The sequence below is a fragment of the Pseudomonas parakoreensis genome, from assembly GCF_021602155.1.
Taxonomy (GTDB): domain Bacteria; phylum Pseudomonadota; class Gammaproteobacteria; order Pseudomonadales; family Pseudomonadaceae; genus Aquipseudomonas; species Aquipseudomonas parakoreensis.
The window spans coordinates 122,205-148,326 of record NZ_BQHY01000014.1; the positions used below are offsets into that span (position 1 = coordinate 122,205).

At 60.1% G+C, this 26,122-nt stretch carries 23 protein-coding genes, 1 tRNA gene, 1 rRNA gene and 1 pseudogene; 14 read left to right on the forward strand and 12 right to left on the reverse strand.

All coding sequences use genetic code 11. The features are described 5' to 3' along the window. The first annotated feature begins 141 nt into the window (after positions 1 to 141). From L6D63_RS21440 to L6D63_RS21455, 4 genes are all read left to right on the forward strand, one after another. A complete protein-coding gene (locus L6D63_RS21440; RefSeq protein WP_131671715.1) occupies positions 142 to 1,860 on the forward strand; it encodes a hydrogenase maturation protein in 1,719 nt (572 codons plus the stop codon). Positions 1,861 to 2,219: 359 nt separating this feature from the next. Further along, positions 2,220 to 3,083: a LysR family transcriptional regulator gene (locus L6D63_RS21445; RefSeq protein ID WP_041072725.1), complete on the forward strand. Its 864-nt coding sequence runs from the start codon at positions 2,220 to 2,222 to the stop codon at positions 3,081 to 3,083. 112 nt (positions 3,084 to 3,195) lie between these two features. Beyond that, positions 3,196 to 4,341 (forward strand): sterol desaturase/SRPBCC family protein, encoded by a 1,146-nt coding sequence (locus L6D63_RS21450; protein WP_131671714.1) that lies wholly within the window; start codon positions 3,196 to 3,198, stop codon positions 4,339 to 4,341. Next, complete coding sequence (locus tag L6D63_RS21455) at positions 4,338 to 5,408, forward strand: SMP-30/gluconolactonase/LRE family protein (protein WP_047291412.1); 1,071 nt, start codon at positions 4,338 to 4,340, stop codon at positions 5,406 to 5,408. The genes L6D63_RS21450 and L6D63_RS21455 overlap by 4 nt, the downstream gene beginning before the upstream one ends. A 65-nt stretch (positions 5,409 to 5,473) precedes the next feature. Here L6D63_RS21455 and L6D63_RS21460 read toward each other — a convergent pair whose 3' ends face one another. Continuing rightward, positions 5,474 to 5,854, reverse strand: coding sequence for a RidA family protein (locus L6D63_RS21460; protein ID WP_025113298.1), 381 nt, complete (start codon positions 5,852 to 5,854; stop codon positions 5,474 to 5,476). Between the two features lie 171 nt (positions 5,855 to 6,025). Further along, positions 6,026 to 6,100, reverse strand: a tRNA-Gln gene (locus L6D63_RS21465). 979 nt (positions 6,101 to 7,079) lie between these two features. Here L6D63_RS21465 and L6D63_RS21470 point away from each other — a divergent pair. Beyond that, positions 7,080 to 7,442: a DUF6124 family protein gene (locus tag L6D63_RS21470; protein WP_131671713.1), complete on the forward strand. Its 363-nt coding sequence runs from the start codon at positions 7,080 to 7,082 to the stop codon at positions 7,440 to 7,442. 245 nt (positions 7,443 to 7,687) lie between these two features. Here L6D63_RS21470 and L6D63_RS21475 read toward each other — a convergent pair whose 3' ends face one another. After that, complete coding sequence (locus L6D63_RS21475; RefSeq protein ID WP_041072737.1) at positions 7,688 to 8,152, reverse strand: nuclear transport factor 2 family protein; 465 nt, start codon at positions 8,150 to 8,152, stop codon at positions 7,688 to 7,690. Positions 8,153 to 8,247: 95 nt separating this feature from the next. Between L6D63_RS21475 and L6D63_RS21480 the strand changes: the two genes are divergently transcribed. Further along, the gene (locus L6D63_RS21480; RefSeq protein ID WP_041072739.1) at positions 8,248 to 8,661 is read left to right on the forward strand and encodes a winged helix-turn-helix transcriptional regulator; all 414 of its coding nucleotides are present in this window, start codon (positions 8,248 to 8,250) and stop codon (positions 8,659 to 8,661) included. A 10-nt stretch (positions 8,662 to 8,671) separates the two neighbouring features. On the opposite strand, the gene L6D63_RS21485 is transcribed toward L6D63_RS21480, so the two are convergent. From L6D63_RS21485 to L6D63_RS21495, 3 genes are read right to left on the reverse strand one after another with little or no spacing between them, the layout of a single operon-like run. Continuing rightward, the gene (locus L6D63_RS21485) at positions 8,672 to 9,649 is read right to left on the reverse strand and encodes a saccharopine dehydrogenase family protein (RefSeq protein WP_131671712.1); all 978 of its coding nucleotides are present in this window, start codon (positions 9,647 to 9,649) and stop codon (positions 8,672 to 8,674) included. After that, positions 9,646 to 10,047, reverse strand: coding sequence for a VOC family protein (locus L6D63_RS21490; protein ID WP_041072743.1), 402 nt, complete (start codon positions 10,045 to 10,047; stop codon positions 9,646 to 9,648). The genes L6D63_RS21485 and L6D63_RS21490 overlap by 4 nt, the downstream gene beginning before the upstream one ends. Before the next feature lie 34 nt (positions 10,048 to 10,081). Continuing rightward, a complete protein-coding gene (locus tag L6D63_RS21495; RefSeq protein WP_131671711.1) occupies positions 10,082 to 10,825 on the reverse strand; it encodes an SDR family NAD(P)-dependent oxidoreductase in 744 nt (247 codons plus the stop codon). 138 nt (positions 10,826 to 10,963) lie between these two features. On the opposite strand from L6D63_RS21495, the gene L6D63_RS21500 reads away from it, so the two are divergent. Continuing rightward, the gene (locus L6D63_RS21500; RefSeq protein ID WP_131671710.1) at positions 10,964 to 11,860 is read left to right on the forward strand and encodes an AraC family transcriptional regulator; all 897 of its coding nucleotides are present in this window, start codon (positions 10,964 to 10,966) and stop codon (positions 11,858 to 11,860) included. A gap of 150 nt (positions 11,861 to 12,010) precedes the next feature. After that, on the forward strand, positions 12,011 to 12,922 hold the full coding sequence (locus L6D63_RS21505; protein WP_131671709.1) for an AraC family transcriptional regulator: 912 nt from the start codon (positions 12,011 to 12,013) through the stop codon (positions 12,920 to 12,922). A 245-nt stretch (positions 12,923 to 13,167) separates the two neighbouring features. Here the strand turns inward: L6D63_RS21505 and L6D63_RS21510 are convergent, their stop codons facing one another. The 3 genes from L6D63_RS21510 to L6D63_RS21520 all read right to left on the reverse strand — a co-directional run bounded on the left by L6D63_RS21510 (position 13,168) and on the right by L6D63_RS21520 (position 16,722). Continuing rightward, the gene (locus L6D63_RS21510) at positions 13,168 to 15,087 is read right to left on the reverse strand and encodes a tyrosine-protein phosphatase (protein WP_131671708.1); all 1,920 of its coding nucleotides are present in this window, start codon (positions 15,085 to 15,087) and stop codon (positions 13,168 to 13,170) included. A 237-nt stretch (positions 15,088 to 15,324) separates the two neighbouring features. Then, positions 15,325 to 16,248 carry an NADP-dependent oxidoreductase gene (locus tag L6D63_RS21515; RefSeq protein ID WP_131671707.1) on the reverse strand — a complete coding sequence of 308 codons (924 nt, stop codon included), beginning with the start codon at positions 16,246 to 16,248 and terminating at the stop codon, positions 15,325 to 15,327. 36 nt (positions 16,249 to 16,284) lie between these two features. Further along, positions 16,285 to 16,722 carry a DoxX family protein gene (locus L6D63_RS21520; RefSeq protein WP_131671706.1) on the reverse strand — a complete coding sequence of 146 codons (438 nt, stop codon included), beginning with the start codon at positions 16,720 to 16,722 and terminating at the stop codon, positions 16,285 to 16,287. A gap of 178 nt (positions 16,723 to 16,900) precedes the next feature. Between L6D63_RS21520 and L6D63_RS21525 the strand changes: the two genes are divergently transcribed. Further along, entirely contained in the window at positions 16,901 to 17,809 is a 909-nt protein-coding gene (locus tag L6D63_RS21525; protein WP_121185850.1) for a LysR family transcriptional regulator, read from the forward strand. Between the two features lie 57 nt (positions 17,810 to 17,866). Here L6D63_RS21525 and L6D63_RS21530 read toward each other — a convergent pair. Further along, positions 17,867 to 18,082: pseudogene (locus tag L6D63_RS21530) on the reverse strand (ATP-binding protein); the annotation flags it as partial. A gap of 158 nt (positions 18,083 to 18,240) precedes the next feature. Here L6D63_RS21530 and L6D63_RS21535 point away from each other — a divergent pair. Both L6D63_RS21535 and L6D63_RS21540 read left to right on the forward strand, forming a co-directional pair. Further along, entirely contained in the window at positions 18,241 to 18,522 is a 282-nt protein-coding gene (locus L6D63_RS21535) for a hypothetical protein (RefSeq protein WP_121185852.1), read from the forward strand. Positions 18,523 to 18,713: 191 nt separating this feature from the next. Next, the gene (locus L6D63_RS21540; RefSeq protein ID WP_121185854.1) at positions 18,714 to 19,355 is read left to right on the forward strand and encodes a hypothetical protein; all 642 of its coding nucleotides are present in this window, start codon (positions 18,714 to 18,716) and stop codon (positions 19,353 to 19,355) included. 259 nt (positions 19,356 to 19,614) lie between these two features. On the opposite strand, the gene L6D63_RS21545 is transcribed toward L6D63_RS21540, so the two are convergent. Beyond that, positions 19,615 to 21,819, reverse strand: a complete 2,205-nt coding sequence (locus L6D63_RS21545) for an OsmC domain/YcaO domain-containing protein (protein ID WP_131671705.1) — start codon at positions 21,817 to 21,819, stop codon at positions 19,615 to 19,617. Between the two features lie 230 nt (positions 21,820 to 22,049). Between L6D63_RS21545 and proP the strand changes: the two genes are divergently transcribed. The 3 genes from proP (at position 22,050) to L6D63_RS21560 (ending at position 25,968) form a co-directional block, all read left to right on the forward strand. Beyond that, positions 22,050 to 23,552 carry a glycine betaine/L-proline transporter ProP gene (gene proP / locus L6D63_RS21550; protein WP_131671704.1) on the forward strand — a complete coding sequence of 501 codons (1,503 nt, stop codon included), beginning with the start codon at positions 22,050 to 22,052 and terminating at the stop codon, positions 23,550 to 23,552. A 136-nt stretch (positions 23,553 to 23,688) separates the two neighbouring features. Beyond that, positions 23,689 to 24,951, forward strand: a complete 1,263-nt coding sequence (locus L6D63_RS21555) for an MFS transporter (RefSeq protein ID WP_131671703.1) — start codon at positions 23,689 to 23,691, stop codon at positions 24,949 to 24,951. A gap of 90 nt (positions 24,952 to 25,041) precedes the next feature. Further along, positions 25,042 to 25,968 (forward strand): alpha/beta hydrolase, encoded by a 927-nt coding sequence (locus L6D63_RS21560; RefSeq protein ID WP_121187776.1) that lies wholly within the window; start codon positions 25,042 to 25,044, stop codon positions 25,966 to 25,968. Between the two features lie 74 nt (positions 25,969 to 26,042). On the opposite strand, the gene rrf is transcribed toward L6D63_RS21560, so the two are convergent. Beyond that, positions 26,043 to 26,122: ribosomal RNA gene (gene rrf / locus L6D63_RS28930) — 5S ribosomal RNA — on the reverse strand; the annotation flags it as partial.

The following is a 26,122-nucleotide window of genomic DNA, read 5'->3' on the forward strand; positions in this document are numbered from 1 at the left end:
CATCGCCGGGGAAATATTGACTCACACAACGTTGACCCGGATCAGTTGCCAGCGCTGCAGCACTGACTAATCTGCGCGCTCCATCGAATGCCAGGGACGGCTCATCAGGAGCCCACGGCAGCCCTTTCAAGGAAGAAAACCATGCGATCACTGAAGATTATTCTGCTGTCCTCGGCCTTCAACGGCCTGACTCAACGCGCCTGGCTGGAACTGCGCCAGGCCGGGCATTCGCCCAGCGTTGTGGTGTTCACCGACGAGGCTTCGGTGTGCGAACAGATCGAGCACAGCGGCGCCGATCTGGTGATCTGCCCGTTCCTCAAGGACCGCGTGCCGCAAGCGCTGTGGAGCAATCTCCGGCGGCCGGTGGTGATCATTCATCCGGGCATCGTCGGCGATCGTGGCGCCAGCGCGCTGGACTGGGCGATCACCAATGAACTGACAAGTTGGGGCGTGACCGCCCTGCAAGCGGTGGAGGAAATGGACGCCGGCCCGGTCTGGGCCACCTGCGAATTCAATCTGCCGCCGGGCTTGCGCAAGTCCGAGTTGTACAACGGTCGAGTCAGCGATGCGGCGATTCGCTGTATTCGCGAAGTGGTCGAAAAATTCATCGACGGCTTTGTCCCTGTCGCACTGGATTACAGCGATCCCAAAGTCCGCGGCCGCCTGCAACCGAACATGAAGCAGGCCGACCGCACCTTCAGCTGGCACGACTGCTCGCGATTCATCAAACGCTGCATTGACGCCGCTGACGGCCAGCCCGGGGTTTTGGCGAGTCTGGCCGGTGGCCAGTATTACGTGTACGACGCGCACCTCGATCAACGCACCGGCATCCCCGGCAAGATCCTCGCGGTGCATGACGATGCGGTGCTGGTTGCCACCGGTGATCACAGCCTGTGGATCGGTTCGTTGCGGCGCAAACCACTGCCCGGCGAAGAAACCTTCAAGCAACCGGCGCGGCACGTGCTGGCCGGGCAACTGGTCGACGTGCCGACGCTCGACTGGTCAATCGCCCGCGAGCCGTTCAATGAGGAGGCGTATCAGCCGATCCGCTACCGTGAATCCGGGCATGTCGGGGAGCTGACCTTCGAGTTCTACAACGGCGCGATGAGCACCGAACAGTGTCAGCGTATGGTCGAGGCGCTGCGCTGGGCCAAATCGCGGGACACCCGCGTGCTGTTGATCAAGGGTGGGCGCGGCAGTTTTTCCAACGGTGTGCACCTGAACGTGATCCAGGCCGCGCAGGATCCGGGCGCCGAGGCCTGGGCCAATATTCAGGCGATCGACGATGTCTGCGCCGAGCTGCTCAGCGCGCAGCAACTGGTGGTCAGCGGCGTGACCGGCAATGCCGGGGCCGGCGGCGTGATGCTCGCACTGGCCGCCGACATTGTGTTCGCCCGGGCCGACATCGTGCTCAATCCGCATTACAAGAGCATGGGCCTGTATGGCTCGGAATACTGGACCTACAGCCTGCCCCGCGCCGTCGGCCCGACGGTGGCCGAACAACTGACTCAGGCCTGCCTGCCAATCAGCGCCACGCAGGCGCTGCAACTGGGCATGGTCCAGGAGATCGGTCCGCGCTGCCCGGACGAGTTTTCGTTATGGTTGCTGCAACGGGCCAACGCGACATTGACCGACCCGACCTATGCCGCCGTGCGTGAGCGCAAATTGCGGGTTGATCAGGTGCTGATCGAGCAATGCCGGGAAAACGAACTGCAGGAAATGCAGGAAGACATGCTCTACAACCGCAACCAGTTTGCCGAGAAGTGCGGCCACTTCGTCTACAAGCGCAAGGCCTGCGGCACGCTGGCGCGGCTGGTGGAAGACTGGGCGCGGGTGCGCAAGGTTGAGTTGGCGGGTTGAGCTTCAGCGCCCACTACGGCCTCATCGCTGGCAAGCCAGACTCCCACAGGGTTCTGCGTCCAACCAGTACCTGTGGGAGCAGGCTTGCCAGCGATGGCGGTGTCTCGGGCGGCACTGGTTTGGCAGACATTCCTCCCACAGGGTTCTGCGTCCGACACAGTACCTGTGGGAGCTGGCTTGCCAGCGATGGCGGTGTCTCGGGCGGCACTGGTTTGGCAGACATTCCGCCATCGCCAGCAGGCTCACTCCTGCAGGGGTTTGCATCGCTCACGAAATCCATGGAAACCGCAGCGCAATGAACGATGACGCGGTGGCGAGCCGGCACTTACAATGCCCGCACCTCAGACTCCGGCCCGCCCATGGACATCGACCTCGCCCGCACCTTTCTGGAAATCGTCCGCCACGGCAGCCTCGCCGCGGCGGCGCAGAAGTTGTTCGTCACACAAACGGCGATCACCGCCCGGGTGCAGAAGCTCGAAAGTCAGCTGGGCAGCACGCTGTTCGTGCGCAACCGCGCCGGGGCGAAACTGACGGCCAATGGCGAGGCCTTCGTGGTCTACGCCAATCAACTGGTGCAGACCTGGGAAGCCGCGCGGCGCGACCTGCCGCTGCTGGACGGCTATCACAACGTGCTGCACATCGGCGGTGAAGTCAGCCTGTGCAACCCGTTGATGCTCAGTTGGGCCGCCGAACTGCGCGAAAAAATCCCCGGACATGCCCTGCGCATGGAAATCCGCGACGGCGAAAACCTGCTGCGCCAACTCGAACTCGGTGTGCTCGATGCCGCGCTGGTCTATCAGCCGGAATATTGGCCCGGCCTGCAAGTCGAGCAGGTACTGGAAGAAAAACTGATTCTGGTACGTGCGCCAAACCGCCCGGATCCTTACGTCTACATCGACTGGGGGCCGGACTTCCGTCGCCAGCACGACGCCGCCCTGCCAGACAAGGCCAAAGCCGCGCTGAGTTTCAACCTCGGCCCGCTGGCCCTGCAATACATCCTCGAACACGGCGGCAGCGGCTACTTTCGTACGCGCGTGGTGCGCAGCTATCTGGAAACCGGCGCGCTGGAAGCGGTGACCAAGGCCCCGGAATTCGGCTATCCAACCTATCTGGTGTACGCCCGCGAGCGAGACTCGGCGACCCTGCAACAGGCCTTCGATCTGTTGCGCCAGGTGATCGAGACCGATGACGACTGGTCGCAGCGCTGGAACCCGTTGAGCTGAGTCGGCCGCTTTACACCGGAGCATGGCACAACTGACCTCAAGGTCCGGCCTGCACAAACGGCCCGATCGGCTAATCTGCCGGGTATAACAACAATACCCGCAGGTGAACGCATTGAGGCAGACCACCGAGGCATTCCGCAGCCGCTACCGTGCGGCCATTCATCCGTTGTACAACCCGTGGCTGCACGGCGCTTTCGTGCTGCTGTTCGGCGTGCTGGCGATCGGCGCCTTCTGGAGCAGCGCACGCCAGGTACAGCCACTGGAATGGCTGAGCGTGCCGCTGACCCTGCTGTTCTTCAACGTTGGTGTGTACATGGTCCATCGCCATCTCGGCCACCACAAAAAGACGTTCGCCAAGCTGTTCTATGCGCGGCATGCCGGTGACCACCACAGTTTTTTCACTCCCGGCCACATGACCTACGACGGCGCTCGCGATTGGCGGGTGATTCTGTTTCCGGCCTGGCTCATCGTCGTGCATACGCTGCTTTTCACCCTGCCGCTCTGGTGGCTGCTCGCACAGTTCAATGCCAATGTCGCCGGGCTGTTCGGCGGCTGCATGGTGCTGGGCTACCTGACCTACGAGGTGTTTCACGCCTGCGAACATCTGCCGCCCGATAATCCGCTGACTCGCCTGCCGTGGATCCGCCAGATGCGTCATCTGCATGAACTGCATCACCGTCGCGAGTGCATGCAGGAACGCAATTTCAATATCGTTCTGCCGTTGATGGATTACCTGTTCGGCACCCTGTACTGGGAGCCGCAACCCGCTCCGTTGCGCCATTCGAGACCCGCCATGACCCGCATGCAGCACCAGATCGATATCGCCGGCGAACCCATCGCCGTCCTTCGCTACGCCGCCAGCGTCAACCATTGGCCGCAGTGGCATCCCTCGTCGCTGAAGATCGACGGCCCGCCAGGCCCGCTGCACGCCGGTGCACGTTTCGAAGAAGACATTCATGCCGGCGGGCGCGCCGGTCATTTGCGCTGGGAGGTCACCGAGTATCTACCCGGCCGGCGCTGGTGCGCGCGGGCGCGCGGTGACCACGGTCTGTCGTTGCGGCTGACCTACGAATGCACGGCCGAAGGCGACGGCACACGGTTCGTGCGCACCCTGGATTATCGCTTCGACGGCCTGGGCATGCGCGTTGCCAACCTGTTGCTGTTGAAGCGCCGCATCGAACGTGAATCGGCCACATCGATGCACGCCCTGCGCGACATGGCACTCAAGCACCTGACGCTGACGGGGCAACATTCATGAAGCGCCTGCTGTTACTGCTGGTCGTCCTCGTCATCGCGTTCTTGCTGTTGATGCCAACCAGGGTTCAACCGGTGGCGTGGAAACCGCCAGCGGCACCGTCACTGAGCGAAGGCATGTACGCCGAAAACCAGCGGCTCAAAGTCGTCGAACAGGTGGGCCCGGGCGACATTGACGGCCCGGAAGCACTGCTGCTGGAAGGTGACTACCTGATCACGGGCCTGCATGACGGGCGGCTGATTCGCACCAGCCTCGATGGCAAGACACGCCAAGTCCTGAGCGACACGGGCGGCCGCCCTCTCGGGCTGGCGCGGCATCCCAACGGTCTGCTGGTGATTGCCGACGCGGTCAAAGGCCTGCTCTCGCTCGACGCGCAGGGTCGACTGATTCCTCTGACGACCGAGGCCAATGGCCTGCCCTTCGGTTTTACCGACGACGTGGCGATCGACAAGTCCGGGCACTACGCTTATTTCAGCGATGCCAGCAGCCGCTGGGGTTACGGCCACGACGGTGAGGCGATCATCGAACATGGCGGTGACGGGCGCTTGCTGCGCTACGACTTTCAGACCGGCAAGACCAGCGTGCTGCTGGACAAACTGCAGTTCGCCAACGGCGTGACACTCGGCCCGGACGACGCTTATGTGCTGGTCAACGAAACCGGCGCCTACCGCATCAGTCGTTACTGGCTGACAGGCCCCAAGGCCGGCACCCATGACCTGTTCATCGACAACCTGCCCGGTTTGCCGGACAACCTCGCGTTCAATGGCAGCAACCGCTTCTGGGTCGCCCTCTACGCACCGCGCAGTGCCTTGCTCGACGGCACCGCCGGGCATCCGTGGGTGCGCACGATGATCGTCCGGGCACTGACTGTGCTGCCCAAACCGGTGGAGAAACGCGGGTTTGTGCTGGGGCTGGATCTGCAGGGCAAGGTGATCGCCAATCTGCAAGATGCCAGCAGCGGCAATTACTCGCCGATCACCACGGCGCGCGAGTATGGGGACTGGCTGTACCTGGGCTCACTGAAAGCCAGGCACATGGCGCGGTTGCCGCTGGCTGATGCGCTGAAGTAAGTACGCAGACGAGTGCTGGATGGCCGGGCGTCATCGCTGGCCACCAGCACGGTTTTGCAAGTTGATCAGGCCTTGGCGGCCATCGCGGTGACTTCCACGCGCATGCCTTCCACAGCCAGCGACGCCACGCCCACCGCCGCGCGCACCGGCCATGGCTTGGCGAAGAAGCGCTTGTAGACTTCATTGAACGCTGCGCGGTCGGCCATGTCGGTGAGGTAAATGGTCAGGTGCATCACCCGATCCATCGAACTGCCCGCCCGCTCCAGCGCCACTTTCAGCGCCTGCAGGGTGCATTCGCTTTGCAGGGTGATATCGCCCAGTTCCAGGCTGCCATCGGCGCGGGTCGGGATCTGGGTCGAGACCAGAATGCCGTTGAAACCGACAACATCCGAGGAAATCGAATCCGCATCCGGATCAGGGGTGAAGCTGAGGTCGTGATTAGCCATGTAAGTCTCTGGTCTGGAGAGAATGAGGGTCACCGGCCAACAACCCGCCGGGACTTTTCGCGGGGCAGTTTACAACAGTCTTCCGGTGCGGCTCAGGCAACCCGCGCTGCCGGACAAAAATCACGCGCATAAAAAAACGCCAGCCCTTTCGGACTGGCGTTTTTCTGAATATGGCAGGGGCGGCTGGATTCGAACCAACGCATGGCAGGATCAAAACCTGCTGCCTTACCGCTTGGCGACGCCCCTGTATCTCAAGCTCTGTAACAAGCTCTGCGAGAATGGGCCGCAATTTACCAACCTTTTTTTGATCTGGGAAGCCCTGAGTGCAAAAAAATTTGTTTTAAAACAGCCAGTTATTTTCTGAATCAAGGCAAACGCCACGATTCACTTCGCCGCCTCGGAGATCGACACCGCCAAAGGCCAGAAGAAGAGCGCTTTTTTGCAAGTTTCATGATGTTCACCGTCTCGTGGGCAACCGTGTTGTGTCACGGGTTGCAGACGGTGTTAGGGATTGAAGCGCACGACAATAATCGATCGGCTGGACAAACACTGTGTCCAGAATGGTGATGAATAAGACCTGAGAACCGTGGACAGGCCATTCGCGAGCAGCCTCGTTTCCACAGGTTTCGTATCGACCACACAATGGGTGTACACCGCCAACCCCATGTGGGAGCGAGCCTGCTCGCGAGGGCGTCAGTCCAGTCAGCGATGAGCCTGAGTCTGCTCCATCCCCTGAAGCCTCTGATTTCCACACAACAACTATCCCCGTCGCGAGGGGATTTAGCGAAACGTCGCACTGCCCCGCTTTCCTCTTTGCCAAGCCCTCCGTTCACGAAAAGCGCAGCCCCGAAAACCCTCACGTTTAACCCTTTCCCCGTACACGTTTAAAAACACTCGCCGTTACGTCATCCCAGGCTACAACGCCTTGCGCCATTGCCTACGACTACGCCAGAATCCGCCGGCTTGTGCGCCCAGGGTGCGGGCTCTATCGTGGTTCGGTCGCTGAAAAGCAGCGCTCGGGTTTGGTAGCCCGGTTCACACATGGCGCAAAACGTCACCTTACACAGATGCCTTCTGGTGCCTGTGTTTTATGGTGGCCATGCGCAGGGTGCTTTCGAGCACGCCGGTTTTTCCATGTGTGCCGGTCTACCAACCTTCGTAATGGCCACCACCCTCGTTTGGTAGCGAATGTGATGGTTCCCTTAGCCACATATGGAGCTTCACTATGTTCAAGGTCACACCAAACCCGCCCGAAACCGAAACGGTCTCCCCCTACGAATCCCCCGATTCCCGAAAACTCAGCGAAGCCGCCGAACGCGCCCTCGACCACTACCTCAACCCCGCCAGCCCAATCATGGCCACGCCCTACACACCCAACACCCTGTTCCTCGTCAATCCCGAAATCACGACCGAAGAATTGCTGGCGAACGCCAGTGAGTCGCTGGGTTCGGCGACGGTGATGTTGGGGGATGTGGCCGCGCTGGTGGAGGGGCCGATTCGCAAGACCCTGCTGGGCATTGCGCAAGTGGTGATGCTGGGGGAATTGGCGGTGAATCAGGCGCTGGATAATGTTGTGCCGACGACCTAGCGAACATTCCCGCTTGGCGCTCAATGGTGAGTGCCGAGAGGGATCTGTCAGAAACTGACTGCGTGATTTGTCTGCTTCCGGCCAGAAGCAGACGTTCAGAAGTGACCAATTCCGGCCCATTTGCAGCTTTATCGCTGGCGCTTTGCACCCACACGTTAAATCTTACGTACCTGGCCGAGAGCAGCCTCTTGAAACCGGGCGCGACGCACGAGTCACGCTCGGAACACATTAGGTCCTCTTCCCGATTAAGCGCCTATGAGCACACCGGCGTCGCCTGTCCGCCAGACGTTGTCTACCGTCACCCGCTCGATGCCCCAGCCCGCGCCGAGTCTCATCAACTCAACGGCATAGCGGTTCTTCATGAGGTAGTGGCGTGCCGGGTCGTTTTTCAGGACGTGCTGGGCCTCCACCAACGCATCTAGATGTGCCTTTCCACCTTCGAACGTCACACGGGGATTGCTGACCGAATGAGTGGTATCGACCTGTCCCAACGCGCCGAATAACGTTGCGACAATGACCTCTCGGCCTTCCAGCACAGGGAATTCAAATCCTGCCTTTGCTGCGGCAGGCCCGAAGTCGGAAACTGCATACTCCATGAAAGCGCTGGACAGCAGTGCTGCGTCACGCAAATCAATGCCAGCGGCAAAGCGGTAGAGGGCATCAATGACCGCAAGCTGATCGGCGGTGTCTGTCTGATAAATGGATGACATGGGTAACTCCAGAAAGGTAGAGCCGCGATGGTATATTGTGTATACCTAATATCAATTACGCACTTCAAAGTGCTCAGGTATATCCAGGGAAACCCATGCACGAATCTGCCACGCAAACCGCAAAGAACAGCGACCCGACAACCACAGATCGAGGCGTTGATTGCTCAAGCCGCTTTCTGCTCGACCAGATCGCTGACAAGTGGTCAGTGTTGATCCTGGCGGCCCTGTGCAAAAAGCCCCTTCGATTCAATGAGCTCAAGCGATGCCTGGACGGCATCACCCAAAAAGCCTTGACCCAGGCACTGCGCCGCCTTGAACGCAACGGCATTCTGCAGAGACGCGTCATCCCGTCCTCTCAGGTGGCAGTGGAATACAGCATCACCCCACTAGGCCGAACACTTGAGCACCCGTTCAACGCGCTTTATCTCTGGACCCTTGAACACCTGGATACGGTTATCAAGGCCCAGGCAGCATTCGATTCTCGGGAAATCGAGGCAGCGCAAGCCTGACCAGATGGCCTCAGAAGTCGGTGATCAACGTCCCCTCTATACTCTCGGCAAACCCGCCACCGAAGGCTTTGGCCGGTGTAGCGAAACCCGCCTGACGTTCACCTTCGAGCACCCGACGCGCGGCCTCCACTGCCGCGAGAGGCGTGTAGGAATAGCCGTTCACGGTTTCGATCACAGACCGAGCGATTACTCTGTCAACACCCATGACCTCGACAACTGCTCGGGCACGATGTGCCTCCCTTTCCTCAGACGTCGGACCATCGGGCAGTGTTGAGAGATCCCCTTCGGGAAACGCATCGCCTGAAATGTGCACGAACATCGCGATGTTCGGGATGCCAGTCGAGTGCCAGCCCGTCACCAGATCACCAAACGATAGCGGTGCGCACAGAACCGGGCCGTCACCGAAATCGAAATGACGCAGCGTGGCGTCAGGCGTGGCGACCAGCTCGCCATCGACCCTCGCCATGACCCCTGCCCCGATGATTTCACTGACGCTCATGGCCGAGCCACGTGACATCGAGCCTGGGACCTGAAGCGCGATGCTCAGCGCAAAAGGCTGTTCGACACGCTTGGCGACATGCACCGCCAGCGAATCGGTCGGTACCACGTCCCAACCTACGCCGGGCAAGAGCATGACCTGCTGCGAAACGGCCTCTGCGCCCAGTTGCTCGGCCAGCCGATAGACGTTGATCTCTGCGGTGATGTCCAGATAGTCCACATTGGCCTTGATACAGGCACGCATCAACGGCTCTGCGGTGTACGTAAAAGGGCCGGCGAAATTGAGCAGGACAGAGATACCGGACAACGCGCTCGCTGCCTTCGCGTCGGCATCGAACACTCGAAACGGCACGTCCAGATGCGCAGCGAGTGCCGCCACACGCGTGTGATCGCGCCCGGCGATTTCGAACCGCAAGCCCAGCGTTTTTGCCCGTTCAGCAGCCATGCGACCGGTATAGCCGGTGGCGCCGTAGATCAGCAGTTTGCTCATTGGACGTGCTGCCATTTTTTATAGACGAATTCAAGGCTGTACCCGTCCGGGTCCAACACATTGCCGGCATAGTAATCCGGGTCGTAGTGCAAACGTGCACCTGGCGCGCCGTTATCGACCGCGCCCTCTTTCATGGCTGCGGCGTAGGCGGCGTCCACCTCAGCCTTGCTCTTGGCGACGAACCCCACATGGACGGCACGTCCTTCAACAATCCCCTCACGCAGCCAGAGAAACATCCGGCCATTGGCGCCGAAACCTTTGAGGTCAGGATGCCCCGGCGGGCCATCTTTGCCGTCGTAATCCAAGCGCGCGGTAATGCCCAACGGAGTTAAGGCGGCTTCGTAGAAACGGATGGAACGGGTGATGTCGCTTACCGACAAAAAGACATGATCCAGCATTGCGTAATCCTCAAATGGTGTAGCTGCGGGCGACTCAGATGTTGTAACCGCCAGCGACCTCGATGGTCTGGGCATTGATCCAGCTACCGTCCTGCGACAGCAAACAGGCAATTACGCGCGCGACGTCCTCCGGCTCACCCACCCTGCCCAGCGCAGTCTGCCCCGCCAGCAAAGCCTCGAACTCGTCATTCAAGCCGCCGCCAAGTTCGGTACGGATCGCGCCGGGGGAGACGGCGTTGGCGCGGATCCGTCGTTCGCCAAATTCTTTGGCCATGTAACGGGTGAGCACTTCGAGTCCGCCCTTGAACGCCGCATAAGGCGCAACACCCGCTGTGGCGACACGAGTGGTCGCGCTGGTCAGGTTGACGATACTCGCGCCGTCCGCCAGCAGCGGCAACAATGTCTGCGTTAGGAAAAACGGGCCTTTGAGATGCACATTGAACAAGCCGTCGAACTGCGCTTCGCTGACGCTGGCCAAGGGTTTGAACAGACCATACCCGGCATTGTTGACCAGGCCACTGAGGGAGGTGAGGCCCCAAATCTCGCGCAAGGCAAATATCACTGACTCGCGAAACCCGGAGAAACTTGCTACGTCAGCCACATCGAGCTTGAGCGCAACTGCCTTGCCTCCCGCATGCTCAATACGCTCCACGACTGAAGCGGCTGCTTCTGGATGACTGTTGTAGGTCAGGATCACACCCATACCGCGCTGCGCAATATGCTCGGCGGCGCTGGCACCGATGCCGCGACTCCCACCTGTAATGACGATAACGCTCATGTGCTGTTTCTCTGTGCTTCGAATGAGGATCCAGCGTACTGAGCCTTACAAGCCTGAGCGCATCCGTTCCTCCTCGAAACCTGCCTGTTTCTGCTTTTTGCTTGCAGCGCACCCGTGTCAGCCCTCAGCATGCACACCATGGACAATCAACTGAACGAACTCAGGTCACTCGCGGCCAAGGCGGAAAACCGACGTACGGAAACCGGTATTCCGCGTGTGGCCATGGTCAAGGGCAAAATCTCTGAGCACATGCTCGCGGCGGTCTATGACCCGATGATCAACGTGATTCTGCAAGGCAGTAAAAGCATGACCGTGGGCGACCACACCCTGCGGTATGACCCCGCGACCTATTTCGTCATGTCCATCGACCTGCCTGCCGTGGGTTCGGTGCACCCTGCCGAAACCGGGGAGCCCTATTTGGCCGTCAGCCTGACACTCGATCCAACGGTGTTATCCACCTTGTTCGCCGACCTGCCCAAACCTGCCAGTCGCGTCGATCCCACGCCTGGCTTTTCAGTCGCATCCATGACCACTGACCTCATGGACGCCTGGGTGCGCATGCTCAGACTCATGGGCGATCCGGATGCCATCGCAGCGCTGGCCCCGGTCTACGAGCGGGAGATCATCTTCCGCGTACTTCAGGGCCCCCTGGGCTGGATGCTGCGAGAGATCGCGGCGCCCGACAGCGCGATGGCCCGAGTGAACCTTGCGGTACAGTGGATCCGTCAGGACTTTGCCCAACCCATCGGCGTCGAACGCTTGGCCGAGCGAGCGTCGATGAGCGTCTCGGCGTTTCACCGCCACTTCAAGGCCGTGACCAACCTCAGTCCGTTGCAATATCAGAAACGCGTGCGCCTGCTCCAGGCCAGAACATTGATGGTGGCGAATGCAAAGAGTGTCATGGCCGCTGCATTCGAGGTCGGGTACGAAAGCGCAACCCAGTTCAGCCGGGACTACGCAAAGGTGTTTGGGCTTCCACCGTCACAGGATGCGAGCAGAATCCATGCGCGAGCGAGAGCCATTGGAGGCGATTGAGCGGCGTACTGCAGGAAACTGTGAGTGTCAGCTATTGGCCGAAAGAAGACCTCTCTCCACCGACGAAACCGCCGTCACAAACCAGTCACCCCCAACCTGCTAACCTCCCCTCCGCCACTTACCCAAGAGCCCCAAAAAAGGTGCCCCAAGGTGTACTCCATCGTCCCACCCCGCCAGACAATCATCCTCCGCTCCGAAAACCTCCACGCCGAAGACTTCGGCGCCCTCTTCTCCCGGTTCTTCGGCAATCGCTACGCCGACTCCCCGCCAATCCCTTCCAGCATCATCATCGGCGGTGTCTACGGCAGACACGACGGCGTGAGTTTCCGGCGCATGCATTACCACGGTGATTTCACTGTCACCTTCCCCGACCCGCAGGACGAGATCACTTTTGTGATTCCCACGGCGGGCAAGATTGTGTTCAACCACCGTACCAAGTCCGTCGGTGTGGCGCAGGTGGGGTTGGCGATTGATAAGGCGGATATCCGTTCGATGCGGTTTCTCGACGATCATGCGCAGCACGGGATTTCCGTGAGTCGGGCGCAGCTCACGGAGCGGTTGTCGGCGTTGTTGGGGCGGCCGGTTGTGCAGAAGATTGTGTTTGAGCCGGTGGTGGATCTGCACACGGCGGCGTATGGCGGGATCAAGGCGTTGATTGATCTGGCGACGGGCACGGAGTTTGATCTGTTGCTCAACAGCGGCACGCTGATGCCGTCGCGGTTGCGTGAGATGTTGATTGATGCGGTGCTGGAGGCGTGGCCGCACAATTTTACCGAGGCGTTGCGCCACCCTGCACCGAGGGTGGCGCCGCGGCATGTGAAGTTGGCGATGGCGTTTATTCAGGCGCACCCGGAACAGTTGGTGAGCGGCGTGGAGCTGGCGCGGTTGAGCAATGTCAGTCAGCGCGCTTTGCAGGAGGGGTTTCGGCGGTTTGTCGGGATGTCGATTGTGGCGTATCAGCGGCAGGTGCGGCTGGAGCGGGCTTTCGAGGCGCTGCGGCATTCGGCGTCGGTGACGGAGGTGGCGTTGCGCTTTGGCTTCAGCAATGTCGGGCGGTTTTGACAGTATTTTCAGCAGGCGTATGGGGTGAGTCCGGCGCAACTGAGGGGAGCGGGTTTGATTGGTTTATAGGCAAGGAAGCTTGTGGGTCAGTTGACGGTGATGTTGGCTGACATGACGCCTTCGCGAGCAGGCTCGCTCCCACAGGGTTAGGCGGTAAATCAGGGTTGCCAATCCCCTGCCTTCACCCGTTTTTGCTGGTGCTTTGTGAATAGCGGTCATCCTTGACCTGATTGTCATCCCATCACTTAGAACGCGTAACTGGCCTTGAGGCTGCCGCTGAAACCGTGGCTGTCACCACCACCGCTGGCTCCGACTTCCGCACCGACGCTGACCGCGCCGAGACTGGCCATCAGGTTGACGCCGCCGCTGAACTGGTCGCGGTTGTCGAAGGCGGCGCGTTGTTCGATGTCGAGGCCCAGCAGGTGACCCTGGCTGTTGACGTCGTTGTTGCCCAGCGTGCGCTCGTAGCCGACTTGTACGCCTGGCACCAGTTGCCAGGCGCCCATCGCCACCGGGGCGAACGCCACGTTGAGGTTGGCGACGGCACTGCGGCGGGTGGCGGTGTTGTCGTCGACGTCGAGGGACAGTTCGCTGCCCTTCTCTTGGAAGCCTTTGAGGTCAAGGTGGCTGATGCGCACACCGAGACTCGGTTCGAGGATCATGCCGTTGAACGGTGCGCGGTAACCCAGCGCCAATGTTGCGCCGGTGAGGTTGCCGTGGGTGTCGCCCTTGGCCGTGCCAAGGCCGCCGCCGAGTTCGCGTTTGCTGGCGTAATCGACGTAGCCGGCGCTGGCATTGGCGTCGACGAACAGCCCGCGTTCCAGGCTGGTGAAGCCGTAGCGCGCACCGAGGTTGAAGAAGGTGAAGTCGGTATCGGCCTCGCCACCTGCGCCGCCGACGGTCCCTTTGCTGTAACCGAAACCGCCGCGAGCACTGAGTTGTTCGGAGAAGCGCTGGGTGATGCCGACCATCAGGCCTTGGCTGTGTTCGTTGCTGCTCTCGGCGCGGGACGAGCCGTCGGTGCCGAGGTAACCGGCGAGCGCGGTGGTCCACAACCGGTATTGCCCGACGTTCAGATCGGAGCCGCTGGCGTAGGGGGCGGCGGCTTGTTCGATCAACGCGTTCTGCCGCAGCAGGTAGCTGGCGGCGTCGGCATGAACCTGGCCGCCGACCTGAGCTTCGACACCGCCGAGGGTGCCGGCGTCGATCGCCGATTGCAGATAATAGTTGTAGGCGCTGTAGCTGCCGGACAAATGGGTGCTCTGCAATTCTCGGAGCAATTCGGCACCGGCAGCGGCGTTGCCGACCAATCCGTCCTGCCCCGGCAGGCTGTTGTACTCGACCAATTTGCCGCGCAGCACGTAGATGGTTTCCTGCGACAGGCCGAGGCCTTGCTTGAGGTAGTTGTCCATGCTGCCGTATTCGGCGGTGACTTCATCAAGACCGGCCTGCAGGTAGCTGGCCTGCACGCCAAGCAGCGGCGCATAGATCGAGGCCATGCTCGGCGGCAACGCTTTGAGGGTCGCGGCGACGCGCGCGTCGGTGTAATCGTTGGTTGCCAGGTAGTTGGCCATGATGGTCGCGTTGTCGACGCCGGCGATGCTCTGCAACACGGCGGCCGTCCAGCCGGTACGGTCCTTGCCGGCGGTGCAATGGAACAGTTGCGCGCCGTCGGTGCTGGCCAGTTCGTTGAACAACTTGCCGAACTGCCCGCGCATCCCCGCGTCGCTGACGAAGGCGCGGTTGGTCTGTTCCATCATGGCGATGGCATCGGCGGCGCTTTTGAACGACACGGTGGTGATGTTCGCGCCCGAGGTGGTGCTGCCGATGATGTCGATGTTCTGGTAGGTCGCGCCACTCAGCATTGTGTCCGGCGTACCAGCGATTTCGCTCGGCGTGCGCAGATCGTAGACGGCTTTGATGCCGAGGCTGTTGAGGGTCGCCAGATCCGCTGCCGACGGCGTGATCGCGTTGGAGCGGTAGAACACGCCACCGCGCATCGTGCCATCGTGGGCCGTGGAATACGCGGTGGTCAGCCCGGCGACATCACGGAAGTTGTCGATGCTTTGCAGGCGCGGCGTGTCGAGTACGACGGTCTCGGCAGCGTGGGCAGCAGCGATGGACAGGCTCAGAACGGACAGCGAACACACAAGACGTTGAAACACAGTGCAGCCTCATTGGAATTAGCGTTGGGCTGGCTACTATCTGCAATCAACTGATACCGAATATGACAGAACGACTGCGCAAGAAAATGGCTGCGCGATCGGGCCATGGGCTGCGTTTTTTGTCCGCGGGGGGGGGGGTTAAGAAAAAAACCTGTAGGAGCTGCCGCAGGCTGCGATCTTTTGCCTTCGAAGATCAATAGATCGCAGCCTGCGGTAGCTCCTACAGGGGTTCGGCGGTTACTTCGTGGCATCGAGGACCAGCCGGCCATGACCACGGCGGCTCAGGCTTTTTTCGAGTGCACGTTGCGCCTCGCTCAGCGGGAACACTTCGACGTCGACGGTGAGGTGGCCGCGATCAAACAGTTCGGCAATCAGCGACAACTGCGCACCATCGGAACGAGTGGCGAAGTTGATCGGCGTCACGCCATGGTCGTTGGCCAGAGTCATGCTCGGCGCACTGACCGGCGAGACCAGCACCCCGCCGCGTTTCAACACGCGAAACGAACGGTTCTGGGTGTCGCCGCCGACCAGATCGAGCACCACGTCGACCTCGGATACCCGCTCTTCAAACGCCTCGGTGGTGTAGTCGATCACCTGATCAGCACCGAGCTTTGTGAGATAGGCATGGTTACTGGCCGAAGCGGTCGCGATGACTTCGGCGCCCAGGTACTTGGCGATCTGCACCGCCATGCTGCCCACGCCACCGGCGGCTGCGTGGATCAGCACTTTCTGCCGCCGCTGAACGCCAGCGTGCTCGGTCAACGCTTGCCACGCGGTGAGCGCGGTGGCCGGAACGGCGCCAGCCTGCAAGGCGCTGAGCGATTGCGGTTTCAGTGCCAGTTTGGCCACCGGGGCCACGGCTTTGCTCGCATAGCCACCGACGATGTTGATGAAGCCAAACACTTCATCGCCGAGCTTGAATTCGCTCACGCCTGGGCCGGTGGCGATCACCTTGCCAGACACTTCAACGCCCGGGGTGAATGGCAGCGGCAGTGGGATGAACGCTTTCATCGCCCCGGAAAGCACCTTCCAGTCGATCGGGTTGACCCCTGCCCCGGCGACTTCGATCAACACTTCACCTTCACCGGCCACAGGGTCGGCGACTTCTTCCAGTTGCAGCACTTCGGGGTTGCCGTATTCGTACACGCGGATGGCTTTCATGGGAGACCTCGATCGGTTGAAGGAATTAGCGCGTGATCAGCGACGACGGGCATCAAGGCTGAAACGACCGGCACCGAACGCGACCACTTGCAACAGGCCACCGGCCATGGCGATGTTCTTGAAGAAGTGGATGAACTGGTTCTGATCGCCCAGCGCATTGTGGAATGCCAGCGCCGTGACCACGCTGAACACCGCCAACACAGCGGCAACGGTACGGGTGCGGTAACCGGCGATCAGCGCCAGGCCGCCACCGATTTCAACGATGATTGCCAGCGCCAGCGCCACTTGTGGCAATGGCAGACCGACAGAACTGATGTAACCGATCATCATCGCCGGGGCGGCCAGTTTGGAAAAACCGGAGAGGATGAAGATCGCGCTGAGCAGAACGCGGCCGACCAACGAGGCCGAGGCCTGAGTGATGTCATTGCGGCTTTGTTCAGTAGCGCTTTTAGCGATGTTTGCAGTGGTGGTCATGATGGTATTTCCTTCAAAGGTGGGGCGATCCGAGATGAATCGTCCGAGTGAGGAAATGGTGCGCCCGGCCAGCTAATCTGAATAGCCGACTAATTTCGATCATTACGTTCTAGAAAATAGACAAGCTGACGCCGCTCAGCGACGATGCCGGTTCGCTGATGATGAGGAGATAGCAGCCATGATTTCGGACCCGGGCACGCCGACGCTGGATCAATTGCGGGTGTTTCTGACGGTGGTGGAACTGGGCAGTTTCGCCGCCGCCGCGAGGAAGCTGCACCGTGCGACGTCGGTGATCAGCTATTCGATGGCCAACCTGGAGTTACAGCTGGGGGTGACGCTGTTTGATCGCCAGACAACGCGCAAACCGCAACTTACCGAGGCCGGCCGCACCGTACTGGCAGAGGCGCGCACCATCGCCAACGGCGTGCATGGCTTACGCGCCAAGGTCAAAGGCCTGTTGCAGGGGCTGGAGGCTGAGGTGCACGTGGTGCTGGACGTGATGCTACCGCCGCAGCGGGTAGTGGATGCGTTGAAGTCCTTTCGCGAGGCGTTTCCCACGGTCGCCCTGCACTTGCACATGGAGGCGTTGGGGGCGGTGACGGAGCGAGTGATCAATCGCGGGGCGATCATTGGCGTCAGTGGGCCAATGAACGAAGGCATCGATGCGGTCGAGCGGATTGGCGCAGGCAATGTCGAGCTGATTCCGGTGGCGGCACCGAATTATCCGTTGGCTTCGGGTGAGGCGAACACACCGGGGGCCGGGCGTGAATTGACGCAACTGGTTCTTTCCGACCGTTCACAACTGACCAAGGATCGCGACTTCGCCGTCCTCAGCAACCGCACCTGGCGCTTGGCGGATCTGGGTGCCAAGCACATGTTGCTGCGCGAAGGAATTGGCTGGGGGAATATGCCGTTGCCGATGGTCGAAGAGGATTTGCAGTCTGGCCGCCTGGTGCGCTTGAACCTGCCGGAGTACCAGAGCGGCATCTACCCGTTCGATGTCATCTACCGCACCGACCTGCCACCGGGGCCGGCGGCGCGGTGGTTGATCGAGCGGTTTGTGCAGCAAAGTCTGCAGGGTGCCTGACAGGGCCCCATCGCGAGCAGGCTCACTCTTGCAGGGTCATGCGGTGGGTCACTGAGATCATTGTGAGAGCCAGCCCTGCTGGCGATTGCGGTGCATGAGAATCTCCAGCCCCTCGCCTACCTCCGGCACCTTAAAGTATCGAGTGATTAAATCAAACTCCACACCCGAAGCGGCGAATTCATGCTCGGCCAGTGCGTTGCGTGCAGGCAACCGAGCACGGCAGGTGGCGTCATCCACTTCGAGATAATGCAGGCAGTGCGACACTCGCTCAGCCAGTGATTGGTCCAGCGGATCTGCCCGAGGCGATCTTGCCGCACATCAGGTGTAGTGTGGGTGCACGCATTGGGGACGCTTCCTTATGTCGATTGCTGGATAATGCCCAACGCCTGTCAGCGAGGCCATTGAGGCGCATGACTCAACGAGGAACCCGGATGACCACAATCACTGCACGCCAATGCTCGTCCTGGGTGCTACTGACCCTGCTCGCCACCGGCATGGCGCTGACGGCCGGCTGTTCGAGCAAACGCTACGCCACCAACGGCTCGAACTGCTACGCCAAAGCCGTGCCGACTTCCGGCGAAGGTGGTCTGGCCTGGGGCGACACCTTGAGCATGGCGCGCAAGAAGTCGATGAATAACTGCATGCGCTATGCGAGCCGCTCCGGAGGGACGCCGAACACCTGTCAGGTGGTGCAGGCGCAGTGCAAACGCTGATCGCACCATGCTGGACAATTTTCCAGGCACGCTGAGCCAGCCGGTCAACTCCGTAAGCACCGCTTCAGCGCCCTTTCTTCTAAACCTTTACGCCATCAGGCCGCTATAAACCGGGCGCTCCTCATGTACCCGGTCTCTTCCCGAGAATGCGGGTGCAGCGCCCAATCCCTTCCAGATCAGAAAGGTCATCCATGCGTCAGCTTCTCCCACTCGCCCTCAGCTTGACTCTCATCGGCTGCGCCACCAGTAAAATCGACATCCGCAACGAGACCGAAGCGGCCAAGTACGATCCGGCCAACAGTGCCCGGGTACGACTGATCACCGGTGATAACGCCCACGGCGCATACTTCAACGGTCAAAGCTGTGAGAAGTTCATGAATGAAACATTCAAGGGAGGTTCGCCTGAGGAGTCCGGCTGGAAGATGGCGCATAACGACAGTTCAGGGGTCTATCCATTCAGGGATTCGGACCATCGCAACAGTGTGGTCGGCATGCCGGCCAGCCAGACCACCCGACAAATCAACAGCACCACCAAACAGTTCGACGAGTACGTGGTAGAAGCCAATAAACCGTTCCTGGCGGTCTTTGGCATGGTGGGTTCAATCGCCTGTTCGCCCAAACCGGTGTCGTTCATTCCGCAGCCGGGGCAGGACTATGAGATGCAACTGAAGATCGTCAAACTCAGCACCTTCAGCGCAGGCTGCATCGTCGAGTTGAACGCGCTTTCCGTTGTCGGCACTAGCACCGTAGAAACGCCAGTGCCGAAACAATTCTGTGCCAAAGGGGCAGACGGTGCGTTTCACACGATGGATCCGGGACCCAGTGCTCCCTGAGGCAACGCGCTGATTCTTGATCGGCGCAATTGATGAGTCTTGCTCATGAACTTTTGAAGTGACCAGCTGCACGACATTCTCTTCAATCCTTGAATCTCCCTGTCCCCACAATACTTATTTGTGGTGAGGGGATTTATCCCCGATGGACTGCGTAGCAGGCCCGCTTCTTTATTGGTTGAAGAAGCCGGGCCCGCTTTGCGCGCCATCGGGGATAAATCCCCTCACTACAGGTTTACTCAGCAGAAGTAACCGTCTGCTATCAGCGCTTCAACGCCGCCGCATTCGCCCTTGCTGCGTGCAGCTTCTTGTAACTGTCGATCAGACGCAGATGCCGATCCAGCCCCTCAAGCTTCATGCTGGTCGGTGTCAGACCGTAGAAACGCACACTGCCGTTGACCGAGCCAATCGCCGCGTCCATGCGCTCGTCGCCGAACATGCGACGGAAGTTGGCTTCGTAATCGGCCAGTTCCAGGTCTTCATCGAGTTCCATTTCCAGACACACATTCACCGCCTGATAGAACAAGCCGCGCTCGACGGTATTGTCGTTGTATTGCAGGAAAGCTTCGACCAGATCCTTGGCCTGCTCGAATTTCTGCAGGGCAAGGCAGATCAGCAGACGTAGCTCCAGAATGGTCAACTTGCCCCACGGCGTGTTGTCGTCGAACTCGATGCCGATCAGCGTGGTGATGTCGGTGTAATCATCCAGCTCGCTGTTCTCCAAACCCTGGGCGAGGTTGCGCAGGCCGACCTTGCTCAAGCTGTGCAGGTTGAGGATGTCGGCGCGAAATTGCAGGGCTTTGTTGGTGTTGTCCCAGATCAGATCGTCGACCGGGTAGATTTCCGAGTAGTCCGGCACCAGGATCCGGCAAGCGTTGGCGCCAAGATCGTCGTAGACCGCCATGTAGGCTTCTTTGCCCAGGTTTTCGAGAATGCCGAACAGCGTTGCGGCTTCTTCGACGTTGGAGTTTTCGCCGTGACCGGAAAAGTCCCACTCGACGAATTCGAAGTCAGACTTGGCACTGAAGAAGCGCCACGACACCACACCGCTGGAGTCGATGAAGTGCTCGACGAAGTTGTTCGGTTCGGTCACTGCCTGGCCGGAGAACGTCGGTTGCGGCAAATCGTTCAAGCCTTCGAAGCTGCGGCCTTGCAACAGCTCGGTCAGGCTGCGCTCCAGCGCCACTTCCAGGCTCGGGTGCGCGCCGAACGAGGCGAACACGCCACCGGTGCGCGGGTTCATCAGAGTCACGCACATCACCGGGAATTCACCGCCCAGCGACGCATCCTTCACCAGCACCGGGAAGCCCTGCTCTTCCAGGCCTTTGATCCCGGCGAGAATGCTCGGGTACTTTTCCAGTACTTCCTGCGGCACGTCCGGCAGGGCCATTTCGCCTTCGAGGATTTCGCGTTTGACCGCGCGCTCGAAGATCTCCGACAGGCATTGCACCTGGGCTTCAGCCAGAGTGTTGCCGGCGCTCATGCCGTTACTCAGGAACAGGTTTTCGATCAGATTCGACGGGAAGTACACCACCTCACCATCCGACTGGCGCACGAACGGCAGCGAGCAGATGCCACGCTGGGTGTTGCCGGAGTTGGTGTCGTACAGGTGCGAGCCTTTGAGTTCGCCGTCGCGGTTGTAAATGTCCAGGCAGTAGTCGTCGAGAATCTCTGCCGGCAACTCGTCTTTCGGGCCGGGTTTGAACCAACGCTCGTTCGGGTAATGCACGAACTCGGCGGTGGCGATGTCTTCGCCCCAGAATTGATCGTTGTAGAAGAAGTTGCAGTTCAGGCGCTCGATGAACTCGCCCAGTGCCGAGGCCAGTGCGCCCTCTTTGGTCGCGCCCTTGCCGTTGGTGAAGCACATCGGCGAGTGCGCGTCACGGATGTGCAGCGACCAGACGTTGGGCACGATATTGCGCCACGAGGCGATCTCGATCTTCATCCCCAGATCCGCGAGGATTCCCGACATATTGGCGATGGTCTGCTCAAGCGGCAGGTCTTTACCAACGATGTAAGTGCCCGCCTCCGACGTCGAATGCGGCATCAGCAGCGCCTGCGCGTCGGCGTCGAGGTTTTCAACTTCCTCGATCACAAACTCGGGACCGGTCTGCACGACCTTCTTCACCGTGCAGCGATCAATCGAACGCAGAATGCCCAGGCGATCCTTTTCAGAGATGTCCGCCGGCAATTCGACCTGAATCTTGAAGATCTGGTTGTAGCGGTTTTCCGGGTCGACAATGTTGTTCTGCGACAGGCGAATATTGTCGGTCGGGATATTGCGCGTTTCGCAATACAGCTTCACAAAGTAAGCCGCGCACAAGGCCGACGACGCCAGGAAGTAGTCGAACGGCCCCGGTGCCGAGCCATCGCCCTTATAGCGGATGGGCTGATCGGCGATCACCGTGAAGTCGTCGAACTTGGCTTCAAGTCGAAGGTTGTCGAGAAAGTTGACCTTGATTTCCATGCGGGTTTACCAGAGAGCAAAAACGAATTGGCGGCCATTATCCGGGTTTTCAGCCTGACGTCTTGTGCTTTTGCGTAATCATCGCCGAGTGGGCTGTGCGGCGCCTGTGCGGCTGCGGACGACAAAAATGCCACGAGCAGTGAATTATTTCGTGTCTTCTTGTATCTGACGGAAAGAACCCATGCCACCAAAACAATGGCATCGAATCCGTTCAGCTATGAGTGACCCGCATGAAATCAAGGAAAAACAAGGTCAATCCCATCGGATTGAAAGACATCACCATTGTCGACGACGCCAAGATGCGCAAAGCGATCACCGCTGCCGCGCTGGGCAATGCCATGGAATGGTTCGACTTCGGGGTCTACGGATTTGTCGCCTATGCACTCGGCAAGATCTTCTTCCCCGGGGCTGATCCTGGTGTACAGATGATTGCAGCGCTGGCGACCTTCTCGGTGCCGTTCCTGATTCGTCCGCTGGGCGGGCTGTTCTTCGGTGCACTGGGTGACAAATACGGGCGGCAGAAAGTGTTGGCCGCGACCATCGTGATCATGTCGCTGAGTACCTTCGCCATCGGCTTGATACCGTCGTATGAGTCGATTGGCATCTGGGCGTCAATCCTGCTGTTGCTGGCGAAAATGGCCCAGGGCTTTTCGGTCGGCGGTGAGTACACCGGCGCCTCGATCTTCGTCGCCGAATACGCGCCCGACCGCAAACGCGGCTTCCTCGGCAGCTGGCTGGACTTCGGCTCGATTGCCGGTTTTGTCCTCGGTGCCGGCGTGGTGGTGCTGATCTCGACGATCATCGGCGAAGAGAAATTCCTCGAATGGGGCTGGCGCCTGCCGTTCTTCCTCGCCCTGCCGCTGGGTATGATCGGCCTCTATCTGCGGCATGCACTGGAAGAAACTCCGGCATTTCAGCAGCACGTCGAAAAACTCGAAGAAGGCGACCGTGAAGGTCTGGCGGGCGGGCCGAAAGTCTCGTTCAAGGAAGTCGCAACCAAGCACTGGCGCAGCCTGATGACCTGCATCGGCGTGGTGGCGGTGACTAACGTCACCTATTACATGCTGCTGACGTACATGCCGAGCTATTTGTCGCACAACCTGCACTACAGCGAAAACCGTGGCGTGCTGATCATCATCGCGATCATGGTCGGCATGCTGTTCGTGCAGCCGGCAATCGGCTTTATCAGCGACAAGATTGGCCGCAAGCCCTTCATTGTTGTCGGCAGTATCGGTCTGTTTCTGCTGGCGATCCCGGCGTTCATGCTGATCAACAGCGGCAAGATCGGCCTGATCTTTTCCGGTTTGCTGATCCTCGCGGTGTTGCTGAATTTCTTCATCGGCGTCATGGCCTCGACCCTGCCGGCGATGTTCCCCACGCACATCCGCTACAGCGCGCTGGCCGCTGCATTCAACGTCTCGGTGCTGATTGCTGGTCTGACCCCGACGGCCGTGGCCTGGCTGGTGGAGAGTACCAACAACCTGTACATGCCGGCCTACTACCTGATGGTGATTGCCGTGGTCGGCCTGATCACCGGCGTGACCATGAAAGAGACCGCCAACAAACCGCTACGGGGTGCTGCACCGGCGGCGTCGGACCTTGAGGAAGCCAAGGAACTGCTCAAGGAACACCACGACCACATCGAGCAGAAAATCGAAGACATCGACGCCGAAATCGCCGAACTGGAAGCTAAACGCAAGGAGTTGGTGCAGCAGCATCCGCGCATTAACTGAGCCGTTCGCAGCGTGGCCACTCAAAACGGAGTCGAGTGGCCTCATAAGGACCGTGCAACTAAATCCGCAGACGACCACTCACTGAATTGACGGAGGTTGCGTCACTTTACGCAACCTCGATATCGAAGGTGCCAGCGTGGACACTCACTCCGATCGTCGCAACAACCTCTCGCTGGACAGCCTGAATTTCTTCCTCGCCGATGTGCGCGACGGACTCGGGCCGTATCTGGCCATTTACCTGTTGGCCGTGCATCACTGGGAACCGGCCAGTATCGGGCTGGTGATGACCCTCGCTGGCGTCGCCGCCCTTGTCACCCAGACACCCGCCGGTGCGCTGGTCGACAATACGCGCAGTAAACGAGCGGTCATCGCGATTGCTGCGTTGCTGGTGACGGGCAGTTGCGTGGTATTGCCCTTCGTGACGTCCTTCAGTCTGGTGGCGATCACTCAGGCGCTGAGCGCCGCAGCGGCATCGGTATTCGCACCGGCCATCTCGGCGATCACCCTGGGCATCACCGGCCCGCGCGCGTTCACCCGGCGCACCGGACGCAACGAGACTTTCAACCATGCTGGCAACGCCTGCGCGGCGCTGCTGGCCGGTGGGTTTGCCTACTTGTTCGGGCCGGTGGCGGTGTTCTATCTGATGGCGGTCATGGCGCTGTGCAGCGTGATCGCCGTGAGCTTCGTCGACAGCAACGCCATCAACCATGATCTCGCCCGCGGGCTCGACCCAAGCGACGCCGCCCACGGCAAGACGCCTTCGGGATTGACGGTATTGCTGACCAACAAAGCGCTGCTGATGTTCGCCATCTGTTGTGCCCTCTTCCACTTGGCCAACGCGGCGATGCTGCCACTGGTGAGCCAGAAGCTGGCGCAGGTCAATTTGCAAATGGCGACGCCCCTGACTTCGGCCTGTATCGTCGCCGCGCAACTGGTCATGGTGCCGGTCGCCTTGCTGGTTGGGGCCAAAGCCGATGTGTGGGGACGCAAGCCGCTGCTGCTCGCGGGCTTCCTGATACTGCCGTTGCGCGGTGTGCTCTACACCTTTTCCGCAGACCCTTACTGGCTGGTTGCCGTACAGATGCTCGACGGCGTCGGCGCGGGAGTCTTCGGCGCACTGTTTCCGGTGGTAGTGAAAGATCTGACCTTGGGCACCGGCCACTTCAATGTCAGCCTTGGCGCCCTGTCGACGGTGTTTGGTCTGGGCGCAGCATTAAGTGCCAGCGTTGCGGGTGTTGTATTGCAGGAAGCCGGTTACAACGCGGCATTTCTGACCCTGGCGGTGATAGCCGGGGTGGCATTCGTGCTGTTGTGGCTGGCGGTACCGGAAACCTTGCAGCGGGTGGGGAATGATGTGAATGTTCTTGACCGTGAGGCGCCCTTCACTGCTCCGCCGTAACACCCTATATCGTTAAGTGGGAATTGCTGATGAGGGAGGAAGGATTTGGCTGATAACACGCTTGAGTTCACCGAGAGTGATTTGGCGCAAATGCAGCGCTTCAACCGCAAACTCGCCTGGCTGCCGCGGTTTCGCGTTCGCAATCGGCTGACGCCGCGTTTGATCCAGGCTTTGCTGCGCGCCAGTCAGATGCTCGGCGCGAACAAACCGGTCAAGCACGGCCTTCAAGTGCAAAGCACTGTGGTTCATTCGCACGCGGCTTCAGTGCCCGTCCGAATCATCCGCCCACAAGGAAAGCCCAAGGGTGTGGTACTTGATTACCACGGTGGCGGTTGGGTGATCGGCAATGCACAGATGAACGATGACCTTAACATCGCAATGGTCAAGGCTTGCAACGTGGCAGTGGTGTCAGTTGACTATCGGTTGGCAGTCAATACACCGGTTGAGGCGTTGATGGCGGATTGTCTTTGCGCCGCACGCTGGCTGCTGAGCGACGATTGCACGGAATTCGTTGGCCTGCCGGTGATCATTGTCGGCGAATCCGCGGGCGCGCACTTGGCAACCGCAACGTTATTGGCACTCAAACCAGCACCCGGCTTGTTGCAGCGCGTCTGCGGCGCCTTGCTGTATTACGGCGTCTACGATCTCGCGGGCACCCCGAGCGTACACGCCGCACCTGCAGAAACGCTGGTACTCGACGGCCCGGGCATGGTTGAGGCGCTGCGCCTGCTGACTCCAGGACTGAGCGATGATGAACGCCGACAGGCGCCATTGTCTCCGCTTTACGGCGATTTGAGCGGATTGCCACCGGCGTTGATGTTCACCGGTGAACTGGATCCGCTGCGCGATGACACGCTGGAACTCGCTGAGCGTTGGCAACAATCGGCACCGGTTGAAGTACATCTACTGCCCTCGTCCGCCCATGGTTTTATTCATTTTCCTACCACCATGGCTAGTGGTGTTCTGGACCACAGCCGAGCGTGGCTTTCGCGTCAGATCGGAGCAGTTAGAAGCTAATTGGCAAGCCAAGCACTTTCCTGCGGACAAAACAAAACCCCAACTGCTTTCGCAATTGGGGTTTCGGAATTTAATCTTGACGATGACCTACTCTCACATGGGGAAACCCCACACTACCATCGGCGATGCATCGTTTCACTTCTGAGTTCGGGAT

Coding starts and splice junctions, on each gene's coding strand:
- L6D63_RS21445 (WP_041072725.1), top strand. CDS start 2,220: ATGGACATCGACCTCGCCCGCACCTTTCTGGAAATCGTCCGCCACGGC.
- L6D63_RS21495 (WP_131671711.1), bottom strand. CDS start 10,825: ATGAGCGTTATCGTCATTACAGGTGGGAGTCGCGGCATCGGTGCCAGC.
- L6D63_RS21460 (WP_025113298.1), bottom strand. CDS start 5,854: ATGGCTAATCACGACCTCAGCTTCACCCCTGATCCGGATGCGGATTCG.
- L6D63_RS21480 (WP_041072739.1), top strand. CDS start 8,248: ATGCACGAATCTGCCACGCAAACCGCAAAGAACAGCGACCCGACAACC.
- L6D63_RS21475 (WP_041072737.1), bottom strand. CDS start 8,152: ATGTCATCCATTTATCAGACAGACACCGCCGATCAGCTTGCGGTCATT.
- L6D63_RS21540 (WP_121185854.1), top strand. CDS start 18,714: ATGCGTCAGCTTCTCCCACTCGCCCTCAGCTTGACTCTCATCGGCTGC.
- L6D63_RS21455 (WP_047291412.1), top strand. CDS start 4,338: ATGAAGCGCCTGCTGTTACTGCTGGTCGTCCTCGTCATCGCGTTCTTG.
- L6D63_RS21515 (WP_131671707.1), bottom strand. CDS start 16,248: ATGAAAGCCATCCGCGTGTACGAATACGGCAACCCCGAAGTGCTGCAA.
- L6D63_RS21470 (WP_131671713.1), top strand. CDS start 7,080: ATGTTCAAGGTCACACCAAACCCGCCCGAAACCGAAACGGTCTCCCCC.
- L6D63_RS21560 (WP_121187776.1), top strand. CDS start 25,042: ATGCAGCGCTTCAACCGCAAACTCGCCTGGCTGCCGCGGTTTCGCGTT.
- proP (WP_131671704.1), top strand. CDS start 22,050: ATGAAATCAAGGAAAAACAAGGTCAATCCCATCGGATTGAAAGACATC.
- L6D63_RS21500 (WP_131671710.1), top strand. CDS start 10,964: ATGGACAATCAACTGAACGAACTCAGGTCACTCGCGGCCAAGGCGGAA.
- L6D63_RS21525 (WP_121185850.1), top strand. CDS start 16,901: ATGATTTCGGACCCGGGCACGCCGACGCTGGATCAATTGCGGGTGTTT.
- L6D63_RS21545 (WP_131671705.1), bottom strand. CDS start 21,819: ATGGAAATCAAGGTCAACTTTCTCGACAACCTTCGACTTGAAGCCAAG.
- L6D63_RS21520 (WP_131671706.1), bottom strand. CDS start 16,722: ATGACCACCACTGCAAACATCGCTAAAAGCGCTACTGAACAAAGCCGC.
- L6D63_RS21485 (WP_131671712.1), bottom strand. CDS start 9,649: ATGAGCAAACTGCTGATCTACGGCGCCACCGGCTATACCGGTCGCATG.
- L6D63_RS21490 (WP_041072743.1), bottom strand. CDS start 10,047: ATGCTGGATCATGTCTTTTTGTCGGTAAGCGACATCACCCGTTCCATC.
- L6D63_RS21535 (WP_121185852.1), top strand. CDS start 18,241: ATGACCACAATCACTGCACGCCAATGCTCGTCCTGGGTGCTACTGACC.
- L6D63_RS21440 (WP_131671715.1), top strand. CDS start 142: ATGCGATCACTGAAGATTATTCTGCTGTCCTCGGCCTTCAACGGCCTG.